This is a genomic window from Photorhabdus hainanensis (assembly GCF_018448965.1).
GTDB lineage: Bacteria > Pseudomonadota > Gammaproteobacteria > Enterobacterales > Enterobacteriaceae > Photorhabdus > Photorhabdus akhurstii.
This window is the reverse complement of the sequence record NZ_RCWD01000011.1, coordinates 44,576-68,794: the sequence shown is the minus strand read 5'-3', so window position 1 is coordinate 68,794 and position 24,219 is coordinate 44,576. Positions and strand designations below refer to the sequence as shown.

Annotated in this window: 23 protein-coding genes; 6 read left to right on the top strand and 17 right to left on the bottom strand. The window is 41.6% G+C overall.

Translation table 11 applies throughout. The features are described 5' to 3' along the window. Positions 1-141 precede the first annotated feature (141 nt). The 5 genes from EAE92_RS09030 to EAE92_RS09010 form a co-directional block, all read right to left on the bottom strand. Entirely contained in the window at positions 142-1,152 is a 1,011-nt protein-coding gene (locus EAE92_RS09030) for a hypothetical protein (protein ID WP_214067839.1), read from the bottom strand. 21 nt (positions 1,153-1,173) lie between these two features. Then, on the bottom strand, positions 1,174-1,734 hold the full coding sequence (locus tag EAE92_RS09025) for a hypothetical protein (protein WP_214067838.1): 561 nt from the start codon (positions 1,732-1,734) through the stop codon (positions 1,174-1,176). Between the two features lie 217 nt (positions 1,735-1,951). Next, positions 1,952-2,197, bottom strand: a complete 246-nt coding sequence (locus EAE92_RS09020) for an acyl carrier protein (protein ID WP_036775687.1) — start codon at positions 2,195-2,197, stop codon at positions 1,952-1,954. Between the two features lie 12 nt (positions 2,198-2,209). Continuing rightward, positions 2,210-2,986 (bottom strand): hotdog family protein, encoded by a 777-nt coding sequence (locus EAE92_RS09015; protein WP_214067837.1) that lies wholly within the window; start codon positions 2,984-2,986, stop codon positions 2,210-2,212. Between the two features lie 5 nt (positions 2,987-2,991). After that, positions 2,992-4,245, bottom strand: coding sequence for a beta-ketoacyl-[acyl-carrier-protein] synthase family protein (locus tag EAE92_RS09010; RefSeq protein ID WP_246545101.1), 1,254 nt, complete (start codon positions 4,243-4,245; stop codon positions 2,992-2,994). 729 nt (positions 4,246-4,974) lie between these two features. Between EAE92_RS09010 and EAE92_RS24525 the strand changes: the two genes are divergently transcribed. Further along, a complete protein-coding gene (locus tag EAE92_RS24525; protein WP_214067835.1) occupies positions 4,975-5,601 on the top strand; it encodes an RES family NAD+ phosphorylase in 627 nt (208 codons plus the stop codon). 57 nt (positions 5,602-5,658) lie between these two features. Here EAE92_RS24525 and EAE92_RS09000 read toward each other — a convergent pair whose 3' ends face one another. Continuing rightward, positions 5,659-6,348: a hypothetical protein gene (locus tag EAE92_RS09000; RefSeq protein ID WP_036806258.1), complete on the bottom strand. Its 690-nt coding sequence runs from the start codon at positions 6,346-6,348 to the stop codon at positions 5,659-5,661. Positions 6,349-6,897: 549 nt separating this feature from the next. Here EAE92_RS09000 and EAE92_RS08995 point away from each other — a divergent pair. Next, positions 6,898-8,508 (top strand): ABC transporter substrate-binding protein, encoded by a 1,611-nt coding sequence (locus tag EAE92_RS08995; RefSeq protein ID WP_214067834.1) that lies wholly within the window; start codon positions 6,898-6,900, stop codon positions 8,506-8,508. Between the two features lie 156 nt (positions 8,509-8,664). Here the strand turns inward: EAE92_RS08995 and hcaD are convergent, their stop codons facing one another. Genes hcaD through hcaE form a run of 6 tightly spaced genes read right to left on the bottom strand, consistent with a single transcriptional unit; the run spans position 8,665 to position 13,838 of the window. Then, on the bottom strand, positions 8,665-9,834 hold the full coding sequence (gene hcaD / locus EAE92_RS08990) for a phenylpropionate dioxygenase ferredoxin reductase subunit (protein ID WP_214067833.1): 1,170 nt from the start codon (positions 9,832-9,834) through the stop codon (positions 8,665-8,667). Position 9,835: 1 nt separating this feature from the next. After that, positions 9,836-10,789, bottom strand: coding sequence for a 3-carboxyethylcatechol 2,3-dioxygenase (locus EAE92_RS08985; RefSeq protein WP_214067832.1), 954 nt, complete (start codon positions 10,787-10,789; stop codon positions 9,836-9,838). Beyond that, positions 10,779-11,621 (bottom strand): 3-phenylpropionate-dihydrodiol/cinnamic acid-dihydrodiol dehydrogenase, encoded by an 843-nt coding sequence (gene hcaB, locus EAE92_RS08980; protein ID WP_214067831.1) that lies wholly within the window; start codon positions 11,619-11,621, stop codon positions 10,779-10,781. The genes EAE92_RS08985 and hcaB overlap by 11 nt, the downstream gene beginning before the upstream one ends. Next, entirely contained in the window at positions 11,621-11,938 is a 318-nt protein-coding gene (gene hcaC, locus EAE92_RS08975; protein ID WP_036775671.1) for a 3-phenylpropionate/cinnamic acid dioxygenase ferredoxin subunit, read from the bottom strand. The genes hcaB and hcaC overlap by 1 nt, the downstream gene beginning before the upstream one ends. Further along, on the bottom strand, positions 11,938-12,480 hold the full coding sequence (gene hcaF, locus EAE92_RS08970) for a 3-phenylpropionate/cinnamic acid dioxygenase subunit beta (RefSeq protein ID WP_214067830.1): 543 nt from the start codon (positions 12,478-12,480) through the stop codon (positions 11,938-11,940). The genes hcaC and hcaF overlap by 1 nt, the downstream gene beginning before the upstream one ends. Continuing rightward, the gene (gene hcaE / locus EAE92_RS08965; protein ID WP_214067829.1) at positions 12,477-13,838 is read right to left on the bottom strand and encodes a 3-phenylpropionate/cinnamic acid dioxygenase subunit alpha; all 1,362 of its coding nucleotides are present in this window, start codon (positions 13,836-13,838) and stop codon (positions 12,477-12,479) included. Before hcaE ends, hcaF begins: the two co-directional genes overlap by 4 nt. A 136-nt stretch (positions 13,839-13,974) precedes the next feature. Between hcaE and hcaR the strand changes: the two genes are divergently transcribed. From hcaR to EAE92_RS08945, 4 genes are all read left to right on the top strand, one after another. Then, on the top strand, positions 13,975-14,853 hold the full coding sequence (gene hcaR / locus EAE92_RS08960; RefSeq protein ID WP_214067828.1) for a DNA-binding transcriptional regulator HcaR: 879 nt from the start codon (positions 13,975-13,977) through the stop codon (positions 14,851-14,853). A gap of 119 nt (positions 14,854-14,972) precedes the next feature. Further along, a complete protein-coding gene (locus tag EAE92_RS08955) occupies positions 14,973-15,875 on the top strand; it encodes an alpha/beta fold hydrolase (protein WP_246545100.1) in 903 nt (300 codons plus the stop codon). A 69-nt stretch (positions 15,876-15,944) separates the two neighbouring features. Then, entirely contained in the window at positions 15,945-16,727 is a 783-nt protein-coding gene (locus tag EAE92_RS08950) for a fumarylacetoacetate hydrolase family protein (protein ID WP_214067827.1), read from the top strand. Positions 16,728-17,091: 364 nt separating this feature from the next. After that, positions 17,092-17,874, top strand: coding sequence for an aldolase (locus EAE92_RS08945; protein ID WP_246545099.1), 783 nt, complete (start codon positions 17,092-17,094; stop codon positions 17,872-17,874). Here the strand turns inward: EAE92_RS08945 and EAE92_RS08940 are convergent. The 5 genes from EAE92_RS08940 to EAE92_RS08920 are packed head-to-tail and all read right to left on the bottom strand — an operon-like array spanning position 17,860 to position 24,216. Beyond that, positions 17,860-19,209, bottom strand: a complete 1,350-nt coding sequence (locus tag EAE92_RS08940) for an amidase (RefSeq protein WP_214067826.1) — start codon at positions 19,207-19,209, stop codon at positions 17,860-17,862. The two genes, EAE92_RS08945 and EAE92_RS08940, sit on opposite strands and share 15 nt — an antisense overlap. Beyond that, positions 19,206-20,600, bottom strand: a complete 1,395-nt coding sequence (locus EAE92_RS08935) for an MFS transporter (RefSeq protein ID WP_214067825.1) — start codon at positions 20,598-20,600, stop codon at positions 19,206-19,208. The genes EAE92_RS08940 and EAE92_RS08935 overlap by 4 nt, the downstream gene beginning before the upstream one ends. A gap of 13 nt (positions 20,601-20,613) precedes the next feature. After that, entirely contained in the window at positions 20,614-21,879 is a 1,266-nt protein-coding gene (purD, locus tag EAE92_RS08930; protein WP_214067824.1) for a phosphoribosylamine--glycine ligase, read from the bottom strand. 40 nt (positions 21,880-21,919) lie between these two features. Next, positions 21,920-23,107 (bottom strand): ATP-grasp domain-containing protein, encoded by a 1,188-nt coding sequence (locus tag EAE92_RS08925; protein ID WP_214067823.1) that lies wholly within the window; start codon positions 23,105-23,107, stop codon positions 21,920-21,922. Between the two features lie 8 nt (positions 23,108-23,115). Next, a complete protein-coding gene (locus tag EAE92_RS08920) occupies positions 23,116-24,216 on the bottom strand; it encodes a CapA family protein (protein ID WP_214067822.1) in 1,101 nt (366 codons plus the stop codon). Positions 24,217-24,219 lie beyond the last annotated feature (3 nt).

Below are 24,219 nucleotides of genomic sequence, written 5' to 3'. Positions count from 1 at the left end.
CAAATTAAATATCCATTTAGCTATTCATTTATGTACAATAACAGATATCCCTATATTTCTATTTCAATAATAGAATATCTTAATTGCCGGTAAACGCATATGCGATTACCGGCATAGACAAAGGTTCTTTACTAAGGAAAATCAACTTATTCTTGCTATGCTTAGCGCACGTCCAATATTAACCGAGGATATTCTGAATTTATGCTGACAACCGTAGTTATCAATGATTGTGACATCATGATATCCATCATAATAACCACTCGTCCATGAACATCCTGTCACATGGAGTACTTCAGCAGCAAGCTGCGTGTCTGGAATAGTTACGGTATAAGAATGGTCCATAACACACCCGCCCCCCATATTATCACGCGCATTTACATATGAGGTTCCTCGCTTAAATACCCTTCCTCTTGTCAAAAATCTATCATCTGACGGATCTTTACCAAGGTTATATATGTTATTAACTGTTCTGTCATTTCCTTCCAAAATTCTCAAGTGATGCGGCAATGTCCAAGTATAAAGATTAATTGTCTGATGATGGGTATCCGACTTTGTAGGATGTTCTGTTTTATCAAATAATGTATTTATTCTCTCATCTAAATCAACTCTATTTATTGCATAAGGAGCGATAGCTTCTAAGTAAATATTACTGTCAAAGACTTCATCTCCAACTGACATATTTGTTGTCAGTGTACGGTTCCCCGTCGTATCTTCAAATGTCATTTTTGCTATCAACTGTTTTGTGCCTGTTCTATCGCTACTCACATAGCGATAGAAAACTTCAGGAACACTCCTAACCGCTGCTTGATAACCTTCGTTTGTACAACAATCTCCTGCATGATGTGCTTCCGGCTGCTCAACGAAAATATTAGCACTATAGGTACCTTTTAATAACCCTAGATCGTATCGGTTCCGCTCACTGGTCGTTGTCCACCCCAGAGGCATTTTTAATTGATCATATATCAGACTATCACTAAATTCTGCTACTTGAATCGATCTCTTTTCAGAATCGCTAAGCGCTAATTTTTCCCAATTACCATTTCTATATTCCTGCTTAAGTACAGAAATCTTAACCATGCATTGATGACGCCCATTAGCATAAAAACGATTGTCAGTTTTTTCGATGGTAAATGCTGTCACCTTCTTTTCCATAGGACCCTCCAATATTATGAATTAAGCGGTAATAGATAGAATATCAAGTTCAAAGCCATAATATGGCCCTTGCAATTCAGAAATAATTCTGACGCGATAGCGTTTTGATAATTCGTCTTCAAATTCCTTCAAGGCGTTCAGGATAAATTCGCTGTATTTTCCTTGTGCAAAAAAGATAAATTGTGTAGTTGAAGGATTAATAGAAACATATTTACCAAGAGCATGGCGTAACGTCTTAATAAATAGTGAGCCATCTTCGTTTAATTCGAATAGCTTTTTATCTGTCGTCGTTCTATCCATAAAATTTCCTTCACCTAAAAGATAAATATTTATCTCACGATGATCACGGCGCAGTAAAAACTGTTTATTTATATCCAAATCGAATATTCTGGGTTCAACCGTTTTATCAAGTAAATGATCTGGAATAACAAATTCAATCAAGAAACGACGTCCATTCACAATAATAGGCAAATGTTCTCGATCAACTGAAAAACAGCATAGGTTTCCAACCCACGAAGAACCTTCTGTCTCTGTATAGGCTGAATATAAAGCAGCAATTTTACCTTTTTCTAGAATGTTCATTATAACCTCTAAATGTTAATAGTAAAAATAGGGTTAGAGTAAAAGACCACCTCTCAACGAGGTGGTTTATACCCGTCATCTTTCAAGTTGTCTCTTTGTTGGCTGCACTCACTCACCCCGGTCACATAGTTCTCTATGCTCCCGGGGATTCGCTCCCTTGCCGCCGCGATGCATCTTGAAATCTATAGGGTATAATGATGAAAATTAAAATCTCAGTTTATAAATTAGACTCTATATAATTCGTAAGTTCATTTAATGTTAAAATAGAATGATTTGAAAAAAGCTCAGCTTTAATACTAATACCATACATCTCCAATACAAAAACCTGAATTTCCACATAGTCAAGGCTATCAAATTTAAGCGAAACAAAAGAAGATTCTGGTGTTATTTCATCCTCTTCGATATCCTTCATCACTAATATTCTATTCTTTATCTTATTAAAAATATCATTTTGTGTTGGCATTTCGCTTTCCTTTTATTTCATTTTAGAGACAATTGAAATCTTTGACACAAAAACAGGTTCTTTATCATATAAACATCGATAATGAAAAATACGAATATAGTCTTTAGGGCCATTCTTAATTATTAACGGTGGATTTAATTCAATACAGATATCCGGTGCAGATGATAATAGTGTACTATTAACAACCATTTTCTTTATTCTAATCCCTTGCCCAGTATGCAAAGTATAAGATTGATTTAGGTAATCCTGTAACTGATTAAAATGGTAGTGCTCAAAATTAAGAAATCTTGTCGAATTAATGACAAGATGAAAAGCAAGCCCATCCAGGAACCAGCCAACAGAAGTAACACTTGGGAAATAGCATCTAAAGGCAGCATACTTTTCACAAATTTCTTCCCCTGTTATTGTCAACCTTTGACAGTTATCCTGAACGATCCAATCTTCAATTGACTCCACTGTATTTTCTACGCTGGTATTGCCGAACAACGTGCTTTCTTTGTCAGGGTTTTCCAATTTAAACGTTTTATTTTTAGTATCAATTCTCAATTGATGTGGTAATGCGGTATAAACATGTTGACGAAAAGACACATCAATGTTCAATATTCCAGTGGTAAAAGCTGAAGTTAATTGAGAGAACTGTTGCCGCACATATAGCAGGCTCAACATCCCCTGAACTGGATGCTGCCGCATATTGTGTAAAGACTGGCTTTTCGCCGGATAATGGATAGGATTAAAATCCCCAGAGAAATTCGACCAATGTTCAATATCTTCTATTTCAAAAATCAACATATCAGTTACCCTACCTTAGAGATAACCAACGCAGCGTTATGCCCCCCAAAACCTGAACTAATATTGAGCGCTATTTCTGGTTGAGCGGTATAGCAATGTTGATTAGGCAAATAATTAAGGTCACAATCTGGATCGGCCCGATGCAAATTCAATGTCGCCGGTAAGCAATTTTCAGTTAATGCCTTTACACATACAATAGTTTCGAAGCTGCCGGCCGCGGCAATAAGGTGACCGGTATAAGATTTTGTACTTGATATGGAGACCTGATAAGCATGCTGCCCCAGCGCCGCTTTAATTGACTGGGTTTCATAAAGATCATTTAACGGTGTAGAAGTGCCATGAGCATTAATATAGTCAATATCTTCCGGCGAAATCTGTGCCTGTTCAATGGCTTTGGTTATCGCTAATATTTTAGGTTCAATATCTTCTATTGGCCGAGTTAAATTAGTGGCATCTGAATATTGAGCGTAACCTTTAATTTCCGCCAGAATCGTCACACCACGCTCGACGGCCGAATCATAATCTTCCAGACAAACCACCGCCGCTCCTTCGGCCAATACAAACCCTGAGCGATCAAGGCTAAATGGACAACATGCGAGATTTGGGTCCGTTTGCTCTTTTGATAATGCATTCAGTACATCAATACTCCAAATATTACATTCCCGAGTAAGTGATTCAGAGGCTCCGGCAATCATACATTTCGCACGTCCTGAGCGAATAATTTCAAAGGCATCACCTATTGCCATTGTGCCCGTTGCGCAGGCGGCCGCCATAGTATTCTGATAACCACGCAATCCATACATAATCGAACATGCCGCCGTCATGGCGCTTGGCATGGTGATAAGATTACTCATAGGATGAGCTAATTTAACTTTCTTATATTGATAGGCATAATCTCCAGCATTATCGATAGCTCCCCAACCACTGCCAAGGATGACTCCACATTCGTATTTATCATAATATTCAACAGGTGATATGTTCACACCAAATGCTTGCGTAAAAGCTTGATAAGTCGCCTTCAACGCTGCTTTTCCGCAATCTGAAAGCGTATGAGTCAACTTTTTTGGTAATAACTGATAACGGGATGGGTTTGGCGCAAGGAAGGAAAAGAAACGTGAATTAATGAATGAATCGGGAAATTCAATTCTGTGAAATCGATGTTGTTTTTCAATAATACTTTGCCAACATGATTCAACATCTTCACCAATCGGTGTTACCGCTCCCATACCTGTAATAACCACTCTTTGAGCTTTCTGCATATTGGTTACCATTCATACATGGATTGAAAATGTCAATTTTCCTAGTTATAAAAGTAGGCTAATGAAGATATATCACCATAATCATAAATAAGTATTTTCAATATTTCTGCTTATTTTAATCGCCATTTGTGAATTATGTAAAACTAATTGATAGATTATTTTACCCATGTAATAAAACCAATGATAAATATCCACGAGCAAATATATTGTTATTTTAATACCATTATACTATCAATCAGCCTATAAAATAATTTTTCACATCACATTCGTCTGTAATATCATGATAAATTCTGAGGATTTATTTACCATTAACTCATTATTCTGTTTAATAAAGCATATCATTGTATAAAAAAATAAAAATAATAACTTTAATTATTGCGCAATTTTTTATTTCATAGCATATGAATTCAATTATTATATTAATAATACATAATCGCAATTAGATTAAAATAAAATAATAAATGTCTCATATTATTCTCGTGAATGAATACATCAACAATGAATACATTAATATTGTCCTATCGCATATTCTCACGGCTAATTGACAGCATACAATGAGGTACATTTTTCAATCATTTTCTGTATCAAAACATATACCCTACCCCGTTGTCTGTAATATACTGACATAACTGGATAGATACACAGCATTGCGTGTCTTCGCTGTCCAGTTAATGTAATAAAACCGGAGGCGACATATGGCTGAAACAGGCAAGAATACAGGAGTGTTCAGTGGTAACAAAATCAGAGGCAAGCCCTGACTCAGTGACAAAGCAGCAGTTAGACACCCTCACCATCGATAAAATTACGCAAAGTATCATTATCATCTCAGTCGGCACAATTTTTTACCGACTACAAGAGGGTGAACACGGAGGCAGCGGCGTATTCTTTAACCGCGATGGAGGGCATACCCGGTACGGGTTAATGAACGGCACAGTTGGTAATTTATATCTTGCCAACTCGCCAAGAACATCGATGAAGGAGGTGTTTCAACGTCTGCCAGCCATTACTGACCGGGAACTGGATGGGTACCATATGGCGACATTAGTGACAGAGAAAGAGTTACGTATTGTAGACATTACCCGGCTTGCGCCGAAAATGCACATCACCGCCCATCAGCTAACCGGCACAGACTACCGGATCACGCAGCAACTCGCGGCGAAGCTATCGCCGTACGCGGATGGACTTGCCTACATGTCCAACGTTACGCTTGAGCCATGCATCGTGCTCTGGCATGACGATCCTTCGGGTAAAGGCATGATACGCACCGAGGAACTCAAGGTGCTTAGGGAATTTGAGTATGAAGGAGAAATTGCCGAAGATATCCTGGTGAACGACCTGGATATCCCCGTAATATGACAAAAGGGGGAGCCGGTATGTGCCCGTTCCCTCTCTTTTTACTATGCTTCTATATTTCTATGCGGCATCTTGAGTGCCAAACAACTTGGCTAAACGGATTATCTGTTGAAGCTTATCATCCGAAACACCCTCTCTCAGCAAAGCAATAACCGTGAACTCTTGACCTTCTGGTAAACGGTGATCCAGTACATTACGTTTCTGCACGAAAAATCCGTACTGCATCACACCGCTAACGTGATTAAGATGAAACAAGATCTCCGTCACCCCCCTGAGCACACCTTTTTCGCCTTTACTTTCATCATCGGTGAACTGAAAAGCCGGATAAATAAACTCACCATCGTATTCCAAGGCCAGTAATTTACCGGTGTCCTTTTTCTTTTTAACTGTTACTTTACTGACACCTAGCAAACTCGCTACCTCGGCAGAATTTAACACACCACCGTTTTCACGCACGTTGTCAAAAAAGCGCGCACGGCTACGCACACGATTGAGTAACCTCTTCTTTTCCGGCGTCAGTTCGGCAAGCGCTCGTGCTGGTATCGCCAAAAACAACATATTCATCAGAAACTGATTATCCGGCAACGCTAGCTGGCGCTTGATGTTAGCCTTACCCTTACTGCGAATACCATCAGCCAGTTCCTTAATGATATTCTCAAGGCGATCAGCCGCTACATCAGCGTCATCGTACTCATGATGAGGTGCCGTCGCGTTATTATTGACTTTGGTTTTCCTATATACAGTTTGCATAATGCACCTCAAGTTAACGATTGATGGCATAAAGAATATACATACAATCGTTAACCAATGCAAATCTTACCCATCTGTACTGTGTGCTATTATCAAGAACAACCGCCATCATCTTACACATCCGCTAATCTACAACATTCATACTCGCCTCTTACACTACATAAATCTTCGTTGATACCCGACAGTAGCAGGAAATCACACTTTTGAGAAATTGCGAGTTAATTCACAAAACACGATTTTCAAAGTTAAAAACCAACTAATATCTGAAACAAATAATACTGTTATTAAATAAATTTTTTTAATAAAAAAATAACAATGTTCAGATAAATTCTTATAAAAATAAGTCATTCAGGTTATTTTTATCACTCTTTAAACAGGGTAATTAGAAAAATAAAATTATCAATCACCGATATCTGGAATGAAATAATACATATTTAGCTATAATTACTTTTGGCTCCACGTTCAGCCTAATTATTTATCCTAGATTCGATTTCAGGCGTTACAACTTGCAACATTAACCCGAAAAAACGCGTTATTACTGGAGAAATCATGATGAAAAAAACAATAAAAAACATATCCTTATTCACAGGAGTTATGCTTGGAAGCTTGACATTAGCTCATGCAGCAATTATTCCACCCGGTACACAACTGGCAACCAACCAGAATATTGTTCGTCATAATGGCTCAGAACCTGCTTCTCTTGACGTGCATAAAGTTGAAAGTGATGTTGAGTTTGATATTATAAACGACTTTTTCAGTGGATTAATCAGTATAGGAAATGATGGTAAGTTTAATCCTAATTTAGCTATCCGTTGGGAAACTAACGATAATAAAACTTGGGTGTTTCATCTAAGAGAAGGAATAAAATGGTCTGATGGTTCACCTATTACCGCTCACGATGTGGTTTTTAGCTGGAGACGTTTAATTGATCCCCAAATGGCGTCCCCGTATGGCAGTTATATTGAAAACATGTATATAGTAAATGCCAAAGATATTCTTGCCGGTAAGAAAAAAACCGATGAATTAGGTGTAAAAGCATTGGATAATTTAACGGTAGAAGTAACATTAGAGCAACCGCTATCCTATTTTTTAAATATGCTGGCACATCCAGTTATGGTTCCTATCAGCCAAAAAGCGGTTGAGAAATATGGTGAAAAATGGACCCAACCGAATGTGTTTGTCAGTAGTGGTCCATTCAAACTCTCTGAATGGATCGTCAATGAGAAAATAATTGGCGTCAGGAATCCACAATATTGGGACAATGAACACACCGTGATTAATAAAGTCACCTATCTTAACGTCACATCAGAAACAGCGGTGGTAAACCGTTATTTGGCCGGAGAGATAGATATCACAAAAAATATCCCATCGGTTTTATTTAACTCTTTAAAAACTAAGTTAGGCAGCCAGGTCCATATTTCTCCTAAATTAGGTGTTTACTATTACGAATTTAACACCCAGAAAGCCCCTTTTAATGATATTAGAGTCAGACAGGCATTAAATCTGGCTTTAGATAAAAACATCATAACCAATAAAGTCTTGGGGCAAGGCCAAAAGCCGGCCTATAATAATACTCCACCAAACGCAGGAGGAATGAACTTAAAGCAGCCTGATTATGCATCATGGACGCTGGCAAAAAGAATTGAAAAAGCCCGGCAGTTATTGAATGAAGCAGGTTATAATAGAAATAACCCATTGAAGCTTAACCTTCTTTATAATACATCAGAGGATCATAAAAGGATTGCTATCGCAGCCACCTCAATGTGGAAGAAGAATCTGGGCGTAGATGCTGTCTTACAAAATCAAGAATGGAAAACCATGTTAGACACCATGCATCAAGGTAACTTTGATTTGGTAAGACACGCATGGATAGCTGATTACGATAATCCTGCTTCGTTTTTAAATAATTATGTCACCAATAGTTCTAATAATACATCATTATATCATAACGATATTTATGATGATCTGATCAGTAAAGCCAAAGCAACAAACAACATAGAATATTTCCAGCAAGCACAAGATATTCTTACAAGAGATGTCCCGTCAATTCCTATTTATTACTATGTCAGTGCCAGATTAGTAAAACCTTATGTTGGTGGATATTATATCAGCCCACTCGGTCTTATGTCATCGAAAGATCTTTATGTTATTAAACATTAATAAGACATCGTTGTAATATTAAAATAAAGATTACGGTTTTTAGCCGTAATCTTTTTCAGAGGCAGTGATATCCTTAAGGGTAAATCAATAATAAAATCACTCATTGCTAATAAAATACCGTCATGCTTTATAACTATAAACCTAGCTATTCAAATACTACACCGAAACAACTGTTGAATTAGCAAGTAATTTCCGTAAATTGCGCATTTCTCTTCCCTGATTAATCGCGACGGCACCGACTAAAACTTCATTTTCTGTACCAAATAAAATGGCCTTATCTGATTGCAAATCACCCTGAACATGCCACTCTTCAGCCTGCATATTACCAACCATCTGGATGTTAATGCCCCACTGATCGGTCCAGAACCACGGAGCGCCCGGCTGCGGGGGTTCCAACCCCATCATGGCATATGCGGCGATAGTCGCCTGACGGTTAGCATTTTCCCAGGTTTCACGGCGCTGGAGATCACCTGTTAGTGGTTCTCTCTGGAGGCAAACATCCCCGGCAGCAAAAATATCCGGTTCAGAAGTCTGACAACGGCTGTCAATAACGATACCGCCATTAGTTACCAAACCGGCGTCAGCGGCAAGCTGATCCCTGAATTCGGCGCCGATGCCATAAATAATAATATCTCCGATCACCTTTTCTCCGGTGTTCAATATAAGTGCTAATTCACTCCCTTGCTTTTGTGCGGAAACAATATTGGCATCCAGGAAGAATTGCACCCCGTTTTCCTGATGACGATTCAGAAGATAATCTTGCAATAACGGTGGGGCACAACGCCCCATGATGTTATCCGCCTGTTCGATAACCGTAACATTTGCCCCCAATTCACAGGAGGTTGCCGCCAGTTCCAAGCCAATCACACCACCACCAACAATCAAAATCCGTTTGTCTTTTTTCACCGCCTGGCGTAAACGTTGCGCATCATCCAACGTCCTCAGGGTATAAACATTTTCACCCAGTTGATCGAGGAGCGGAAATCGTCTGGCTCTTGCCCCCACAGCAAGCAGGAGTTTGTCATACCTAAGCTCGCCGCCATTTTCTAAAACAACACAATGTTTTGATGGCACAATCCGGCTGACCGATTGGCCTATGCGTAGATCTATCTGGTTTTTCAGATAAAAATCTTCGGAGAACAGATACTTCGGCGCTTCCTCTGGGTTGATTAAATACTCTTTCGATAAAATTGGCCGTTCGTAAGGCGCATGATATTCCTTACCAATTAAAATAATATCGCCATCAAACTGCTGCTGCCTTAAGGTCGCGGCGGCCATCGCCCCCGCTTGTCCTGCTCCAACGATAACAAAAGTCTGATTCCGCATATTACGCTCCTATCTGAGTTACAGGTTGAGCACTGACCATTGCCATCCCTGCCAGCCACTCCTTAATAGGTTGGTAATAATGTCGCTGCGCTTTATATTCGCCATAAACAGAAAGCGCTGCAAAAGCCGCAATCCAACAACGAATTTCCTGTCCACCTTTCCCGCCCTGAATGGCAATCCCTCCCTCAGTTAATGAAGCAAGGCGTCGAATATCGCCACTACAAAAAATACGCAATAACTCGTCATCCCACTGCGGATTCAACGGAGCAACGACATTCTCACCACGAGCCAACGATTTTCCAACCTCAATGACTCTTTTTTGCCGTTTCTGGCGCACTTCTTTTGTCGGATTTCTTCCGGCAATCAGTCCTTCCTCAACTTCCGGCGGCACTTGTCCCATCTGGGGTATCGGGGGATCATGTGATAAGCCGCCAGAACCTAGCAGCAATACCCGCTGATCTGTGGTGAATAGGAATTGACCAACCGCACGACCTAACGCAACAGCGCGGCGACATGTCGGCAATGGTTTAGCTGCACAGTTAATAAATATTGGGATAGTTGGATAACGCTGTAAATCTTGGCAAAGCAACATCAGTGGTTGAGTAAAACCGTGATCGGCCTGCATACGCCAGGACTGGGCAACATCAATATCGGCGTTATACAAGGCGGAAATTAAATCCTGCGCTGTGTTCTCAGGAACATTGAGCGGACCTTTACCAATATCCCAATCCCCCACAGCATTCGCCCTGACGCCAACGCAAAATGCCGGCATGAGATCATAAAAAAAACCATTAAAATGGTCAGGAGCGAAAATCACTATCAATTGTGGATCGTAGGCTTTTATCTGTTCAGCCAATTGCTGAAAAACCTGCCGAACATGCTTTTCTGTCGTTTCCGGTGGAGAACCAAAATCCATCAAAGGCGTGTGCGAAGTACAAATCAATTTAACAGTCATTTGAACTCTCCTTTTTGTTCGGAGACATCACCCCCGCTGTAGTTTGGCGAATGCCGCGAATACTTAATCCGGCATCAGCCGTTATCATCACCCCCGTTAAAGTACGGTTATTGGCGCGGGAAGCCAGCATGACATACGGACCGGTGAAATCTTCTGGCTGAGGTGTGAATTGCAAAGGCAAAATCGCACCGAGACTTTCTAATGACAGATTATCTGTAATACATCTATCTTGCTGAGATAGTGAAGCGGCCCCACGAAGATCGCTTGGCATACCACAAGGCGCAACACCATTAACCCTGATAACTGGCGCTAATTCATAAGCTAACTGGCGGATCATGCCGACCGCGCCGTGCTTGCTGGCGGTATACAACACCCCTCCACCGCCAGAAAACCATGACGAGTTTGACAATGTAAAAATCATGCTGCCTTCTGATGCGGTTAACGCCGGTAACGCGGCTTTAGCTCCTAAAATATATCCTTTCAGGTTCACACCCATCAGCTCATCAAATCCTTTATCAATCTGCTCTGGCGAGGCGTCAAGCAAGCTGATTTTATGATCCCATATCCCGGCATTACCAACAAAGCAGTCTAATTTGCCAAAGCGTCGAACAGTTTCAGCCACTGCTCGTTCATTGTCCTCAAAAGAGGCGACATCACCGTGAACAACACAAATATCGTTACTAAAACAGTGCGCCAAAGCTGTCGCTTTTTCTGCCGATAGCTCCAAAACGCCCACTTTAGCGCCTTCAGCAATAAAACGTTCTACTAAAGCTAAACCTAAACCGGAGCCACCGCCTGTTAATAAAATGACTTGATCTTTGATCCAACTCATTATTGCTCCTCCGATACAGTGATATAAATGTTTCCGTCTTTAACAACAACAGGGTAGGTCTTCAATGGATCTGTTGCAGGAAGGCAAAGCGCCCTCCCGGTTCTGAGACAAAAACTGGCCGTATGCAGTGGACACTCAACTGTCGCATTGTCTTCCAAATACCCTTCGGATATCGAGGCATTGCCATGACTGCACCGGTCATCAACAGCAAAGAATTCGCCATCATAGTGAAACAGCGCAATATCCGGTGTGTATTCAACCTTACGCGCTTCTCCGTCGGGCAATTCTTCAACAGTACATACGAATAATTGGCTCATCAGAATAAGACACTCAAGTTATGGAAAGTTAAGACTGCCTGATCCAAGGTAATTTCACGTTTGCAAATCAGCCAGCTATCCGTTTTCGGATTACGGCGAACGCAATCCAGCCGTTTACCAACATAAAAAGCTTCATCTCGCTCTTTTTGTGAACGGTACAGCAAATAATTGGACTGAACATGAAATTGGTCAGGCGAATCCGTCTCAGTAATCACTAAATTTGTCAGTAAATGGCGTGTACGAGATGGGGGTTCTTCCGCCCACGCCATACCGGTTTCCAGCCGGGCTATCCGGCGTTCAAGTTGAAATTTATTATCATTGAACAACCAAGTGGTTGGCGGCTGGATACTCTTACGGCGATCGCGGGTTTGAGCATTAACAATGGTGCGCATGGTATAGCTGAGATCTTCTGATAACAGCTCAAGCCAGTCACGAAATTTCCACTCATCCAGTAATGCAATTTCGTAATACAAGAACTGGCTTATTTCATAATGCAGTTCCGGCGATACCTTTTTTTCCTGATTGACAATTAACTCTTTCATTTGACCAACTCCTGCTGATAAACCCGGCTTTTTTCCTCTACTTCATCCCAGGTTTCACTGGTGAGTAAGTCAGCCCAACGCTGATACATGCCACGGGCAACGGTTTCGGAAAAAACATAATTGGTCACACCCGGAATCCCATCATCTCGCACTCTTTCTTGTCCTAATCTCATTTCCATACACAATGCGCTGTTACGGGCTTTGTAACCTCTAAGTACCTTCTGGATTTCTACCCAATTTTCTGAATCATCCTGTTCGAGAAAACCTGCCGGACCAAATGCACGGGCAGTACTGTTCTCAAAAGCGGCTTTTACTTCTGGAGAAGCGGCTTTATCTGCGATGCAGAACGCCCAAACTTCTACCTGATCAGGTCCACGCGGATGCCACACCCGCATGGTTGCGGTGCCGTTAAGCCAGGAAAGTGTCGGGAAAATATTGTTGTGACCGGCAAGACGCAGCGCTCTGACTTTTCCCAGTCGCTGCTCTGCCTCAGCATAAGTTTCACGGTAGTAACGGGCGACGGCGCCATCAACCCAAACGTTGGCATCGGGTTTTTCGGTCAAGAAAAATCCACAACCGTGACCATTCTGGGCAAATTGCACGGCATCTTTTGCCGTTTCCCAAACTGGCCGGGAAGTCTGATCAGCACCTAACGCTTTATGACTATCGCCCTCTTTTACACTTAAAACCTGTACAGCGGAGGCATGACTGAATAGAGCATGGTATTGATCACCGGCAAACTGTTCAGCGGGTAATTTCCAATTACAATTGATCACCCACTTTTGCACACCGCCAATAATCTCAGTTCCTCCTTCACGGCGATCAAGCACACCATCAAGATACCAAGCCATATCACCGAGATAATCAATCAGGGAGGGCGCCGTCGTATCCCAGTTGCCAAAAATTAATCCCTTATAATTTTCCACACATGGCACTTCCTGAAGTCCCCATTGCTCTTTGCAAAGCCCATGTGGATAGGCACACGCTTCCAACGGAACGTCAACTAATCGCCCATCCACACCATATGACCAACCGTGATAAGGGCAAGTAAACGCACGGGTATTACCGCTATCCGCGTAACAAACCCGCATAGAACGATGGCGACACTGGTTAAGGAAAGCTTTAACGGAACCATCTTTCTGGCGGACAACAACAACGCTGTCTTCTCCCATATAAGTATTAAAAAAATCCCCAGGATTGGGAATTTGGCTCTGATGAGCGAGAAACAGCCAACAACGGCCAAATATTCTTTCGAGTTCTAACTGATAGAGCTCGGGATCGATATAAATCTGAGGAGTTACACGACCGGCTCGGGCATCAATCAGGCGGTAAATATCTGAATTTTTGCTCAATGTCATATTATTTAATCCTCAAGTAAAAGAAAGGTTGACTTTTTGCCAACATGCAAAATGAATGCTATTAATAGATTAATATTTTGTGAAATACATTGTTTGTTTAAATTGAGACTTTTTTTCGATATGTGAGGAAACGGCAATGGAATTAAGACACTTACGCTATTTTATTGCGGTGGCAGAAGAATTAAACTTTACTAAAGCCGCAAAAAAGTTACATACCGCACAACCTTCATTAAGTCAACAAATAAAAGATTTAGAAGATTATATTGGTTCCACACTATTAGAGAGAAATAAACGTAGAGTCTCTCTAACCAAAGCGGGAGAAGTTTTTTTCCAACAAGCCCGGCTTATTCTTGATAATGCAGAGAAAGCAAAAAAAATGGCCCGTAGAGCGGCACAAGAACAAATTGTGCTAACTATTGGATTTGTCCCATCAGCAGAAGTTAAAGTATTACCTGAAGTCATCCCAATATTTCGCCTGGCTCATCCTGGAGCAAAAGTAGAACTTATTAGTTTATTTAATCCAGGACAAGAAGATAAATTATTACAAGGTGACATTGATGTCGCTTTCATGCGCCCGCCAATAAAGAGCGATTATATTGATTTTAAAGTCATTCTTAATGAACCGCTGGTGGTTCTGATGCCTGCTAATCATAGGCTAAGATATTGTGAGAAAATTTCAGTCAACGACCTACACGGAGAAAATTTTATTACGCCCGATCCAACACAATCAGGCGTATTACAACAAATTATAGAAAATTATTTTACTGAACATAATGTCGTTCCTAATATTATTCAGACAGCTAATAATATGTTATTAATCTTAAACATGGTTAGTCTAAATTTAGGATGTGCAATAGTGCCGTTCTATATTACCAGCATCATGACAGATGCCGTTATTTGTCGGCCATTATCAGGATCTTCCCCTACAATAGAGTTAATAATGGCATGGCGAAAAGACAACACCTCAGAATTATTATCGCACTTAATAGATGTTGTTGAAAATAAATACCTGTGAGAATAAAAATAAGCATCATTGTTTTTACCTTTCAGACTAGACATATTAAGTATTAGTGAATATTACCCGTGATCGTTATATTAATAACGTGTTAACTTAAAATAAATAAGGGAGATATCATGATGTCAACATCAGCAAATCCTCAACATAAACCTATACAACCTGAATTACGTTCGCTTTGGTCAGCCATTGCCAGCGGTGAAATCCATCTACGCCATCTAGATGTAAAAGGAATAAAGACACGAGTTCTTGAAGCAGGTAATGGACCTATTCTCATTTTCTTACATGGCATTGCAGGTCATTTAGAAGCTTATATGCGCAACATATTGCCCCATGCCGCCCATTTTCGTGTACTGGCGATCGATATGCTAGGGCATGGCTTCACGGATAAACCTGTCCGTTCCTATGAGATTATCGATTATGTGGAACACCTGCGGGATCTTATTGAGACGCTAAATCTGAAAAAAATTCACCTTTCTGGCGAGTCATTAGGTGGATGGGTCGCAGCCCGGTTTGCAGCAAAATATCCGCAATATATTCACCGTCTGGTGTTGAACACCGCCGGCGGCATGATTGCTGATCCAAATGTGATGGAACGCCTGCGTACACTGAGCTTGAATGCAGTGAAAAACCCAGATCGGGAAGCTACCCGCAAGCGTCTTGAATTCCTGATGGAAGACCCTGCGATGGTGACAGAAGACCTGGTTGAAGCCCGTTTTGCCATTTATCGTCAACCGGGTATGTTGTCCGCAATGGAAAACATTATGTGCCTGCAAGATATGGATACCCGCTTACGTAACCTCTTGACCGAAGATGAACTGGCAAAGATCCAGGCTGAAACCCTAGTGCTATGGACCACACACGATCCGACTGCTGCGGTTTCAGTAGGTCAGCGCCTTGCCGGGCTTATTAAAAATAGCCGTTTTGTCGTGATGGAAAAATGCGGTCACTGGCCTCAATATGAAGATCCGGATACATTCAACCGGCTTCATATCGATTTTTTACTCAACGGCAACAAATAATGTCTCTTTCAAAGAAGTGATATTCCAGTTGGAATATCACTTCTTTGGTTTGATTAGGAGCAACAACAAATGAATAACATCATAAACCATCTTAGTGAAAAATTATTTCAATCATGGCAAAGTCGTCAAGCTATCGATCCTATCTCTGATGAATATCCAGAACTGACATTACACGATGCCTATCTCATCCAGCAAAAAGTTATTGTTCGCCGGTTGGAAGCAACTGGAGCACAAATTGTCGGTAAAAAAATCGGTATTACCAGCCAGGTAGTTATGGATATATTGGGCGTCGATCAACCCGATTTTGGCATTCTCACCTCAGATATGCATTACAAAAACAACGCCATTGTACCCATTGACCAATTAATCTCACCGAAAGCTGAAGGTGAAATTGGCTTTATTCTGAAACACAATCTGAGTGGACCAGGTATTACGGCGGGAGATGTACTCAGGGCAACAGATTACATCGTGCCCTGCATCGAAATTGTCGATTCCCGTATCCGTGACTGGAAAATAAAAATCACAGATACTGTTGCTGATAATGCTTCATCAGGGTTATTTGTCATTGGCAGCGGCGCCCGTCTGCCATCAGAAATTGATTTAGCCGCCGTTACAATAACGTTGGAGAAGAACGGCAAACTGGTTGACACCGGCATCGGCGCCGCTGCGCTAGAACATCCCGCTAACGCGGTTGCCTGGCTAGCGAATATGCTAGGAACACTGAATATGGCGCTGCTTCATGGAGAAATCATTCTCTCTGGCTCCCTCACCACAATGGCGCCAGTTAATCCTGGTGATCAGTTGAAAATTAACTTACTTGGCGTGGGATCTGCCAAGGTCAGTTTCGCCTGAAAAATTAGCCTTAATTTCTTAATAGGAGTCATAAAAAGCCCCACCAAAGTTACTGGCAACAAAATTACTAGCAACTTAGTCGCAGGGGCGTAACTCACTTATTATCATTTCAAGCCTAATAGAATGTATTTATTACATTAATATTATTTTTACCAAATTAAAAATAGTAATTTTATAAGGTTCGTGGTAATACACTCCTCCCGAAGGTATGGTTTTGTATGGCTGATTGCAACGCCACTATCAATTAGCATAGCAAAGATGAATGCAATACGTTTTGCTAGACTTGTATATCCCAGCAGATGCTTCACCTGTCGAATTTAAATGCTGCGCTAAACTACTCATTTAATCTAGGAGGAATCTTGTTATGAAACAAACTCTTTCTTTACCCAAAGACAGTATAGTTAAGAATTCTCTGGCAAATATGGATATTCATTTAAAAGAAAATAACTGGACACTAAAACAAAAGCTTGCATTGACATGCCGTATACTTTTTGAGATGGGACACGATTCTGGATTGGCCGGACAAATAACAACAAGGGGTTCTGCACCAGGAACCTGGTATACACAAGCACTAGGACTGGGTTTCGATGAAATTACTGTCAGTAACCTATTGCTCGTAGATGATGATTTAAACGTAATTGAGGGAGAAGGTATGCCAAATCCAGCTAATCGCTTTCACTCTTGGATATATCGGAACCGCCCCGATGTAAACTGCATCATTCATACCCACCCTACATATATATCAGCACTTTCAATGCTTGAAGTTCCTCTTAAAGTTTCACACATGGATGTTTGTCCTCTTTTTAATGACTGTGCTTTCCTTGGAAAATGGCCGGGGATACCTGTTGGAAACGAGGAAGGTGAGATAATAACCAAAGCACTTGGTGATAAGAAAACAATACTCCTGGCGCATCATGGACAAATTTCGACAGGTGCTAACGTTGAAGAAGCCTGTAACCTCGCAATACTCATTGAGCGAGCGGCTAAATTACAGTTGCTTGCCATGCCCGCTGGCGAAATCCAGAATGTGGATATGCACCTTGCACAAGAAGCACATGACTGGATAGCTCGTCCAATTCGCCATATTGCTGCTTTTAACTATTATGTTCGTCGTTTTCAGCGACAGCATTCATCATGTCTTGAGTAGTATTTTGAGTGCTGTGTCGCTGAAACCGATACGGCACTCAATCAATTCCGCAAGAGCAAGGGCATTTTTTTCTTTTTTTCGGTTACATACGATCTGTAATGAAAATGGTAACCCCTGACTGTTTAATCCTGTTGGAATGGAGACCGCGCATAAGTCAGCAAAGTTTACAAAACGGGTGAAGTCATTGGGAGGTTGATGTTCATCTTTTTCAGCTATAGGCCAAGAGGGTTCTGGGGTTGTAGGAATTACTAACGCATCCAAATTTTGAAACCAATTCGAAAATATCTTCCGTACGTGACGACAGAATATCAATGCTTCCGAATACTCTGTCTCCTTTATCTCTTTGCCACGTTCTAATCTTACTTTAATTGCATCGCTGAGGGAGTTCTGTGAATTACACAAATATCCATAATTCTGCCAAGCCTCAAACGCAGTAATGATAGAATTAGCTTTCATGCACTGCGATAAAGGATATGGGAAAGGTTTCTTTTGAATTACCATACCCATTTGAGAAAAAACTTTCAGTAATGACGCATAATGCGAATTTGTTTCCTTATCTAAAATATATTCTTCTTCTGACGGTAATATGCCAATATTCAGATTATTAATGCATGAGTGATACGCTAAATTTAGGTTCAGCTGATTATAGATAATGAATATATCAGATGCATGTCTGGCAATAATTCCCACAGTATCCATCGTCTTGCTTAATGGAAGCATACCTGATGATGACAAATTGCCCATCGATGGCCGAAACCCACTTACTCCACACCAAGCGGCGGGTATACGCGCAGATCCCCCCGTGTCAGTTACAAGAGCAATCGGTGTCAGACCGGCTGCCACTGCTACAGCGGAGCCGTTACTTGAGCCACCTGGGGCAACTTTCTGTGATTGTCCCCAAGGGTTGAGTGGCGTCGGGCTATTCTCCATTATGCCCGCTGCTCCCATACCGAGCTCTACTGCTCTGTGTTTTCCTGTCAGAACCATTCCCTGTTTCAAGAGGGTGGCTACCACTGGTGCCGTAACATATGCTTTTTGACTAAAACAGTTCGTGCCTCCTCCAGTGACCTTACCTTTCAGATCAAAAAAATCCTTAATAGCAAAAGGAATGCCATGGAGAGGGCCACGCCAATTTCCTGATCGTATTTCCTGTTCAGCACGTTTTGCTGCAGTCCGCGCATCAGCTTCATAGACTTCTGAAAAGGCGTTCAACTTATGGTCGTAACATAAAATACGCTTCATGTACTCATCTAAAATCTCAACAGGTGATATCACGCCGTTCCGTATTCTTTCCCCTAATTCATTAATTGAAAGACTGATAATTTCATCCATCATTTATCTGCCTTTAGTGTTATGGAATTATGATATTCATCAATATCATTTTTTACAAAAAGAAAATTGATAATCAAGATGGATAGAGTGGCTATGATAATAGTAATAACCGCATACTTCATGTTTAAAATAAAGAGTTTTTCACTATTTACCATTTGCCCAAAAACTGCCACGGCAAAAGCGGAACCTATCTGACCAGTTGCACGGGAAACTCCTGAAGCAACACCAGTGTACTGTTTCGGAGTACTTTGCATAAATAAAGATGTTGACATTGGTGATCCCAGCCCTCCACCAAAACCAATCAACACAAGTGGAACAAAAAGATAAATATAGTCATTGTTGAACTGTGTAACCAGTAACCCACTGAAACCAACCAATCTTATCATGGCCCCAACAATCATCATGTGACTCGTCTGGTAACGGCGTGCAAACCATCCAGAGATCTTATTTCCCAATATGACACTGATTGAGAGCGGTAACAGGGCCATACCCGTTTGTGTTGCACTCAAGTGCTGAATATTCTGAAACCAAAAGGTCAGAATAAACATGGCACCAAAAAAGGAAAAAGCGCCAGAAAAGAAAATCCATGAAATAGCGCTAAAATTTGGCCGCCTGAACAGTTCCAATGGAAGCATAGGAGATTTACTTCTTTTTTCTACCACTATAAATGCAGTCATGATGATAAAAGACAAGCACAACAAGATAACTGAGTTCAAATTGATTTGAGTAGAGTCATTCAGACGGATGACACCAGCAATAAATAGAAATATTGTCAGGAAAAGAAGTAGCTGGCCTTTTATATCCATAGTTAAACTTTTATGTTCATGCTCTGGAGACTGCACCCTAAGTGTCAGAAAGATACCTACTAAGCAGAGCGGCACATTTACCAAGAAAATCGCTCTCCACGACAGATATTCGGTCAGTCCCCCCCCTATGACAGGCCCCGCCACCAGAGCGATACCTCCCCAGCTTGCCCAGCTGGCAATGGCACGGGTTCGCTCTGTTTTATCTATGTAGGTATGAGTGATCAAAGCAAGCGAACCTGGTACGAGTATGGCGGCGGAAATACCCTGAAGTACGCGACCAGTTAATAAAATAGCGGCTTCACTGCTAATTCCACACAAAGCGGAGGCGAGAGTGAATAATCCAAGCCCTGTAATGTAAACACTTTTTGAACCATAACGATCACAAAGGACTCCCCCTGATAGTAACAAACTTGCAAATAAAACCAGATAGGCATTTACAACCCATTGTAACGTTGTTACACCAAGTGAAAGGCTCTCTTTAATAGTCGGTAAAGCTACATTCACTATGGACGAATCCAAAATGACGAGTATGTAACTTATATTAGCTGCGAGCAGAACATTACGCTTGTTACGCTTCATGTTGTCCATAAGCATTCCCTGATTAATTACATTCACTAGGAGTATTGATATTCAGCGCAATATCTGTACGGTAATGCATCCCTTCAAAATGGACTTGTTTGGCCGTTTCATACAACTTTTCTCGAGCCTCACTGAACGTCAGGGCTATTGAACTTAATGCAATAACTCTTCCTCCATTACTTATTAGTTTTCCATCATCAGATACAACGGAGGAATGAAAGATATGAGTATCTTCTGAAAGTAACGGCAAGGTGAGCTCATCGCCTTTTCGCTCGGTAAAAGGATAACCTTCAGACGATATTTGTAAGGCAACAGAAACAAGCTTACTCCAGCGTACATTTGCTTTGCCCAGCTGTTTTTGTAGGGTCAATATGAATAATTCATGAAGGGGACTCTCAAGTCGTTCAAGGATTGTGAAGACCTCTGGATTGCCCAGCCGACAGTTGATTTCAAGAAGGCTCGGCATTCCTTTTTTGTCAATCATGACACCAAAATAGAGGAATCCTATATATTCGATTCCTTCAGAATTAAGAGCCGCCAGACAAGGTTCTACAATTTGGGTAATGATAGCCTCATGCTGTGCGGAGGACAGTACTGGGGAATAAGCTCCCATACCACCAGTGTTAGGGCCTTTATCCCCATCAAGCAGCTTTTTATAATCTCGGCTTTCAGCCAGTGGTAGATAGTTTTTTCCGTCAAAGAGGATAGTGTAAGAGACTTCTTCACCTTCAATGAATTCTTCAACCAGCATTGGTCCGACATTTCTTGTGAAAAACTCTTCCAGCGTGTTTTTAACATGCTGGCGATCCTGGGCTATCACTACACCCGTTCCCCCATGAACCATACCGTCTGCTTTGATAACCACAGGTAAAGGTAATGTGTCGGCAAATTTTTGGGCCTGTTCCTGTGATTCACAAATTGCGCTGTAAGGTGTAGGTATTTGATATTTTTTCATGAATTTTTTGGAAAAGCCTTTCGACCATTCAAGTCGGGAGGCTTCACGAGTCGGGGCAATGATTGGTAACCCACGAGATTTAAAGTAGTCGGCTACCCCAGCTGCCAAAGTTTGGGTCGGTGTGATAAGCGTAAAGTCTGCTTTTAGTTCCAGAGCAGCCCTAGCCAGCCCCTCAACATCTCCTGAAGACACTGGAATATTTTCCATTCCGGGTGCGCATGACGTAGCCGGATTACCTGGGGCTAACCATACTTTTTCTACTGCTGGGTTCTGTAATAATTTCCATGCCAGCGCCTGTGCGCCGGCACCTGAACCTGCTATAAGGATTTTCATTATAGTCTTCTCTCAAAACACAGGGTTAAAAGGAATTTCATCAGTTTTGCCACCTGACTAAATCATCAATCCAGTCGGCAAAATGTTCAATTCGTTCAGTAAGTTGTACATCACTATTGCCGGTAATTATGGCGCTAACAACGTCATCGGTATAAGTTGTTGCCTGTTGATAAGTTTGCCCGACTCTCCCTGATAAGCAGAGTGTGGATATCCAGTCATAAGGAACTGAATCTGGCAAAGAAATCAGATATGCCGGACGAACAGGAACGCGAATTGATGCTGCGAATTCTCTTGGTTCAGTCCGGACTTTCAGTACATCATTAATACCTGCACAACTCTGTATCCAAGCTTTATGTATATTTATCCCCCAAGTGTGTTCTATTAACTCCCCCGTAAGTGAACCCGCAGTACGGGCCGCAATCTCGCATAAAATTAATCGGTCATCGGCGGTGTGGAATATTTCGGCATGAAATCCAAGAGTAGGCGCAGCAGGCAACGCTGATATAGTTCGATAGGTAATACTGTTCAGTCGCTCTGCCAAGGGGGTAGCAGGATCAATAGTACGGCTGCCAAATATACCTGCATGCTGGTAATCAAGAGCATTATTGATATAAGCGCAGGGGGCAAAAAATGAATCTCCTGTTTCATTAATTACACCGTTAACATGATACATATTTCCAGAGATAAACTTTTCTACCATCCAGCCATCAACGGTTTTGTCGCGGAAAAAATCGGATACTTCTCTGAGACTCCGACATACCTTAACGTATTTCGAGCTGCATCCATCCACCGGTTTTATCACAACCGGGAAATTATGCTCTTCACTGAAAGTTAGAATATCTAGCCAACTGCCAAGTCGTCTAAACGGAGCCACTTCAATGCCTGCACGTTGAAGGTAATCTTTCATTAAAACCTTATCTCGATACGCCAAGGCACTTTCAACGTTCTGACCTGGGAGGCCATAATATTCCCGAAGTTGTGCAGCTCGGATAAGATCAAATTCCGAATGAGGCAGAATCTGGCTGAATGAGGTGTGACGTCCTAATTCTGTGGCGATAGATAAAACACCTTCACCGTCATCAAGACTGTCGATCTGCCGGACGTACCGGTAACGGTGCTGAAGAGGAAATTGTGGTGCAGAACTGATAAGCCACAGGTCATCACGGCATTCCTCCAACCATTCTGCAAAGTTAATCTTGATGCTTCTTCCGAGGCATAGTATTGCCATGCTTTACCTCACATAACGTCAGAAATGGGTTTGATAATATCCAGTACGGTGAAATCGCCCCATCGAGTACCGTTATCAATAAGATGATTGACAGCCATGTCCTGCCGAGCACAACGTCTCATAATGCGTAAAAAAGCATGCCATTCATCGCTTCCATGGGAAACAGGGACAGGGGTATCCGCTTCAATATAAAGTGGGAGCAGATGAGCAGATAAAATTTCGTTCAGTGAACATCTTGTCAGAATGGCTGCGGTATATCGTGCATGATCAGGCAACTGAAAACCGGTTTTCGACCATTCATTTATTGAGCATGAGAGAGGTTGATCGAAAATGAGGTTTCCCAGTCCAAAACATGTCAGCATGTTTTTGTGCCATTCAACACCTCGCAAGGAATGATGATGATGACCTATCACTAGGTTCACACCACATTGTGATAATCGTTTTGATATTTCCTTTTCGTATCTTGTAATAATGTCTTTACGAGTATGATCGCCCCAGTGCATCGCTGCAATAATAAAATCAGCTTGGCTACGGATATTGCTAACTAAGCATGAAAAATGCGACCAATCATCTTCATTGATGACAGTCATAATATCGGGTAACGCTCCGGGAACCACTGCGCCGAAAAAAGGAGGACTGTAATAATCTCTTGAACGTAACGCTGCAACTCCTCCCTGAAAACTACCGGCTTCAGTTCCGGCATAGTAAATGCCCGTTACGCCGAAAACAGCCACCCTGACCCCTCTACATTCAATTAAAGCAGGTTTCCAAGCTTGCTGAAATGTCAGACCGGCCCCGGTGGTTTGCACTCCTACAGAATGTAATGCTTTCAAGGTGTCAGTCAGACCCTGCAATCCAGAATCCATGGCATGATTATTCGCAAGGGAAAGCACATCGAACAATGCCACTCCTTTGGCGTTTTTTACTGATGATATCGTCATCCCTCGCCGTCCGGGAATTGGATCAGGTTTGTCAGTCAATACACCTTCATAGTTACCGATAACGATATCGGCATTCTCAACTAAAGACGTCATGTGACTGAAAGCAGAAGCGGGATCTTCACGATTAATGAGCACATCCCCAAATGAAGCAATAGTAATACTCGACATAAA

Bases quoted from the DNA above. Each gene is read 5' to 3' on its own strand.
- EAE92_RS08955 (WP_246545100.1), top strand. From the start codon at position 14,973: ATGATGTCAACATCAGCAAATCCTCAACATAAACCTATACAACCTGAA.
- hcaE (WP_214067829.1), bottom strand. From the start codon at position 13,838: ATGACATTGAGCAAAAATTCAGATATTTACCGCCTGATTGATGCCCGA.
- EAE92_RS08945 (WP_246545099.1), top strand. From the start codon at position 17,092: ATGAAACAAACTCTTTCTTTACCCAAAGACAGTATAGTTAAGAATTCT.
- hcaF (WP_214067830.1), bottom strand. From the start codon at position 12,480: ATGAAAGAGTTAATTGTCAATCAGGAAAAAAAGGTATCGCCGGAACTG.
- EAE92_RS08995 (WP_214067834.1), top strand. From the start codon at position 6,898: ATGATGAAAAAAACAATAAAAAACATATCCTTATTCACAGGAGTTATG.
- hcaB (WP_214067831.1), bottom strand. From the start codon at position 11,621: ATGAGTTGGATCAAAGATCAAGTCATTTTATTAACAGGCGGTGGCTCC.
- purD (WP_214067824.1), bottom strand. From the start codon at position 21,879: ATGAAAATCCTTATAGCAGGTTCAGGTGCCGGCGCACAGGCGCTGGCA.
- EAE92_RS08950 (WP_214067827.1), top strand. From the start codon at position 15,945: ATGAATAACATCATAAACCATCTTAGTGAAAAATTATTTCAATCATGG.
- EAE92_RS09015 (WP_214067837.1), bottom strand. From the start codon at position 2,986: ATGTTGATTTTTGAAATAGAAGATATTGAACATTGGTCGAATTTCTCT.
- EAE92_RS08940 (WP_214067826.1), bottom strand. From the start codon at position 19,209: ATGATGGATGAAATTATCAGTCTTTCAATTAATGAATTAGGGGAAAGA.
- EAE92_RS09030 (WP_214067839.1), bottom strand. From the start codon at position 1,152: ATGGAAAAGAAGGTGACAGCATTTACCATCGAAAAAACTGACAATCGT.
- hcaC (WP_036775671.1), bottom strand. From the start codon at position 11,938: ATGAGCCAATTATTCGTATGTACTGTTGAAGAATTGCCCGACGGAGAA.
- EAE92_RS08925 (WP_214067823.1), bottom strand. From the start codon at position 23,107: ATGGCAATACTATGCCTCGGAAGAAGCATCAAGATTAACTTTGCAGAA.
- EAE92_RS09020 (WP_036775687.1), bottom strand. From the start codon at position 2,197: ATGCCAACACAAAATGATATTTTTAATAAGATAAAGAATAGAATATTA.
- EAE92_RS09000 (WP_036806258.1), bottom strand. From the start codon at position 6,348: ATGCAAACTGTATATAGGAAAACCAAAGTCAATAATAACGCGACGGCA.
- EAE92_RS08920 (WP_214067822.1), bottom strand. From the start codon at position 24,216: ATGTCGAGTATTACTATTGCTTCATTTGGGGATGTGCTCATTAATCGT.
- EAE92_RS08985 (WP_214067832.1), bottom strand. From the start codon at position 10,789: ATGACTGTTAAATTGATTTGTACTTCGCACACGCCTTTGATGGATTTT.
- EAE92_RS09010 (WP_246545101.1), bottom strand. From the start codon at position 4,245: ATGCAGAAAGCTCAAAGAGTGGTTATTACAGGTATGGGAGCGGTAACA.
- EAE92_RS08935 (WP_214067825.1), bottom strand. From the start codon at position 20,600: ATGGACAACATGAAGCGTAACAAGCGTAATGTTCTGCTCGCAGCTAAT.
- EAE92_RS09025 (WP_214067838.1), bottom strand. From the start codon at position 1,734: ATGAACATTCTAGAAAAAGGTAAAATTGCTGCTTTATATTCAGCCTAT.
- hcaD (WP_214067833.1), bottom strand. From the start codon at position 9,834: ATGCGGAATCAGACTTTTGTTATCGTTGGAGCAGGACAAGCGGGGGCG.
- hcaR (WP_214067828.1), top strand. From the start codon at position 13,975: ATGGAATTAAGACACTTACGCTATTTTATTGCGGTGGCAGAAGAATTA.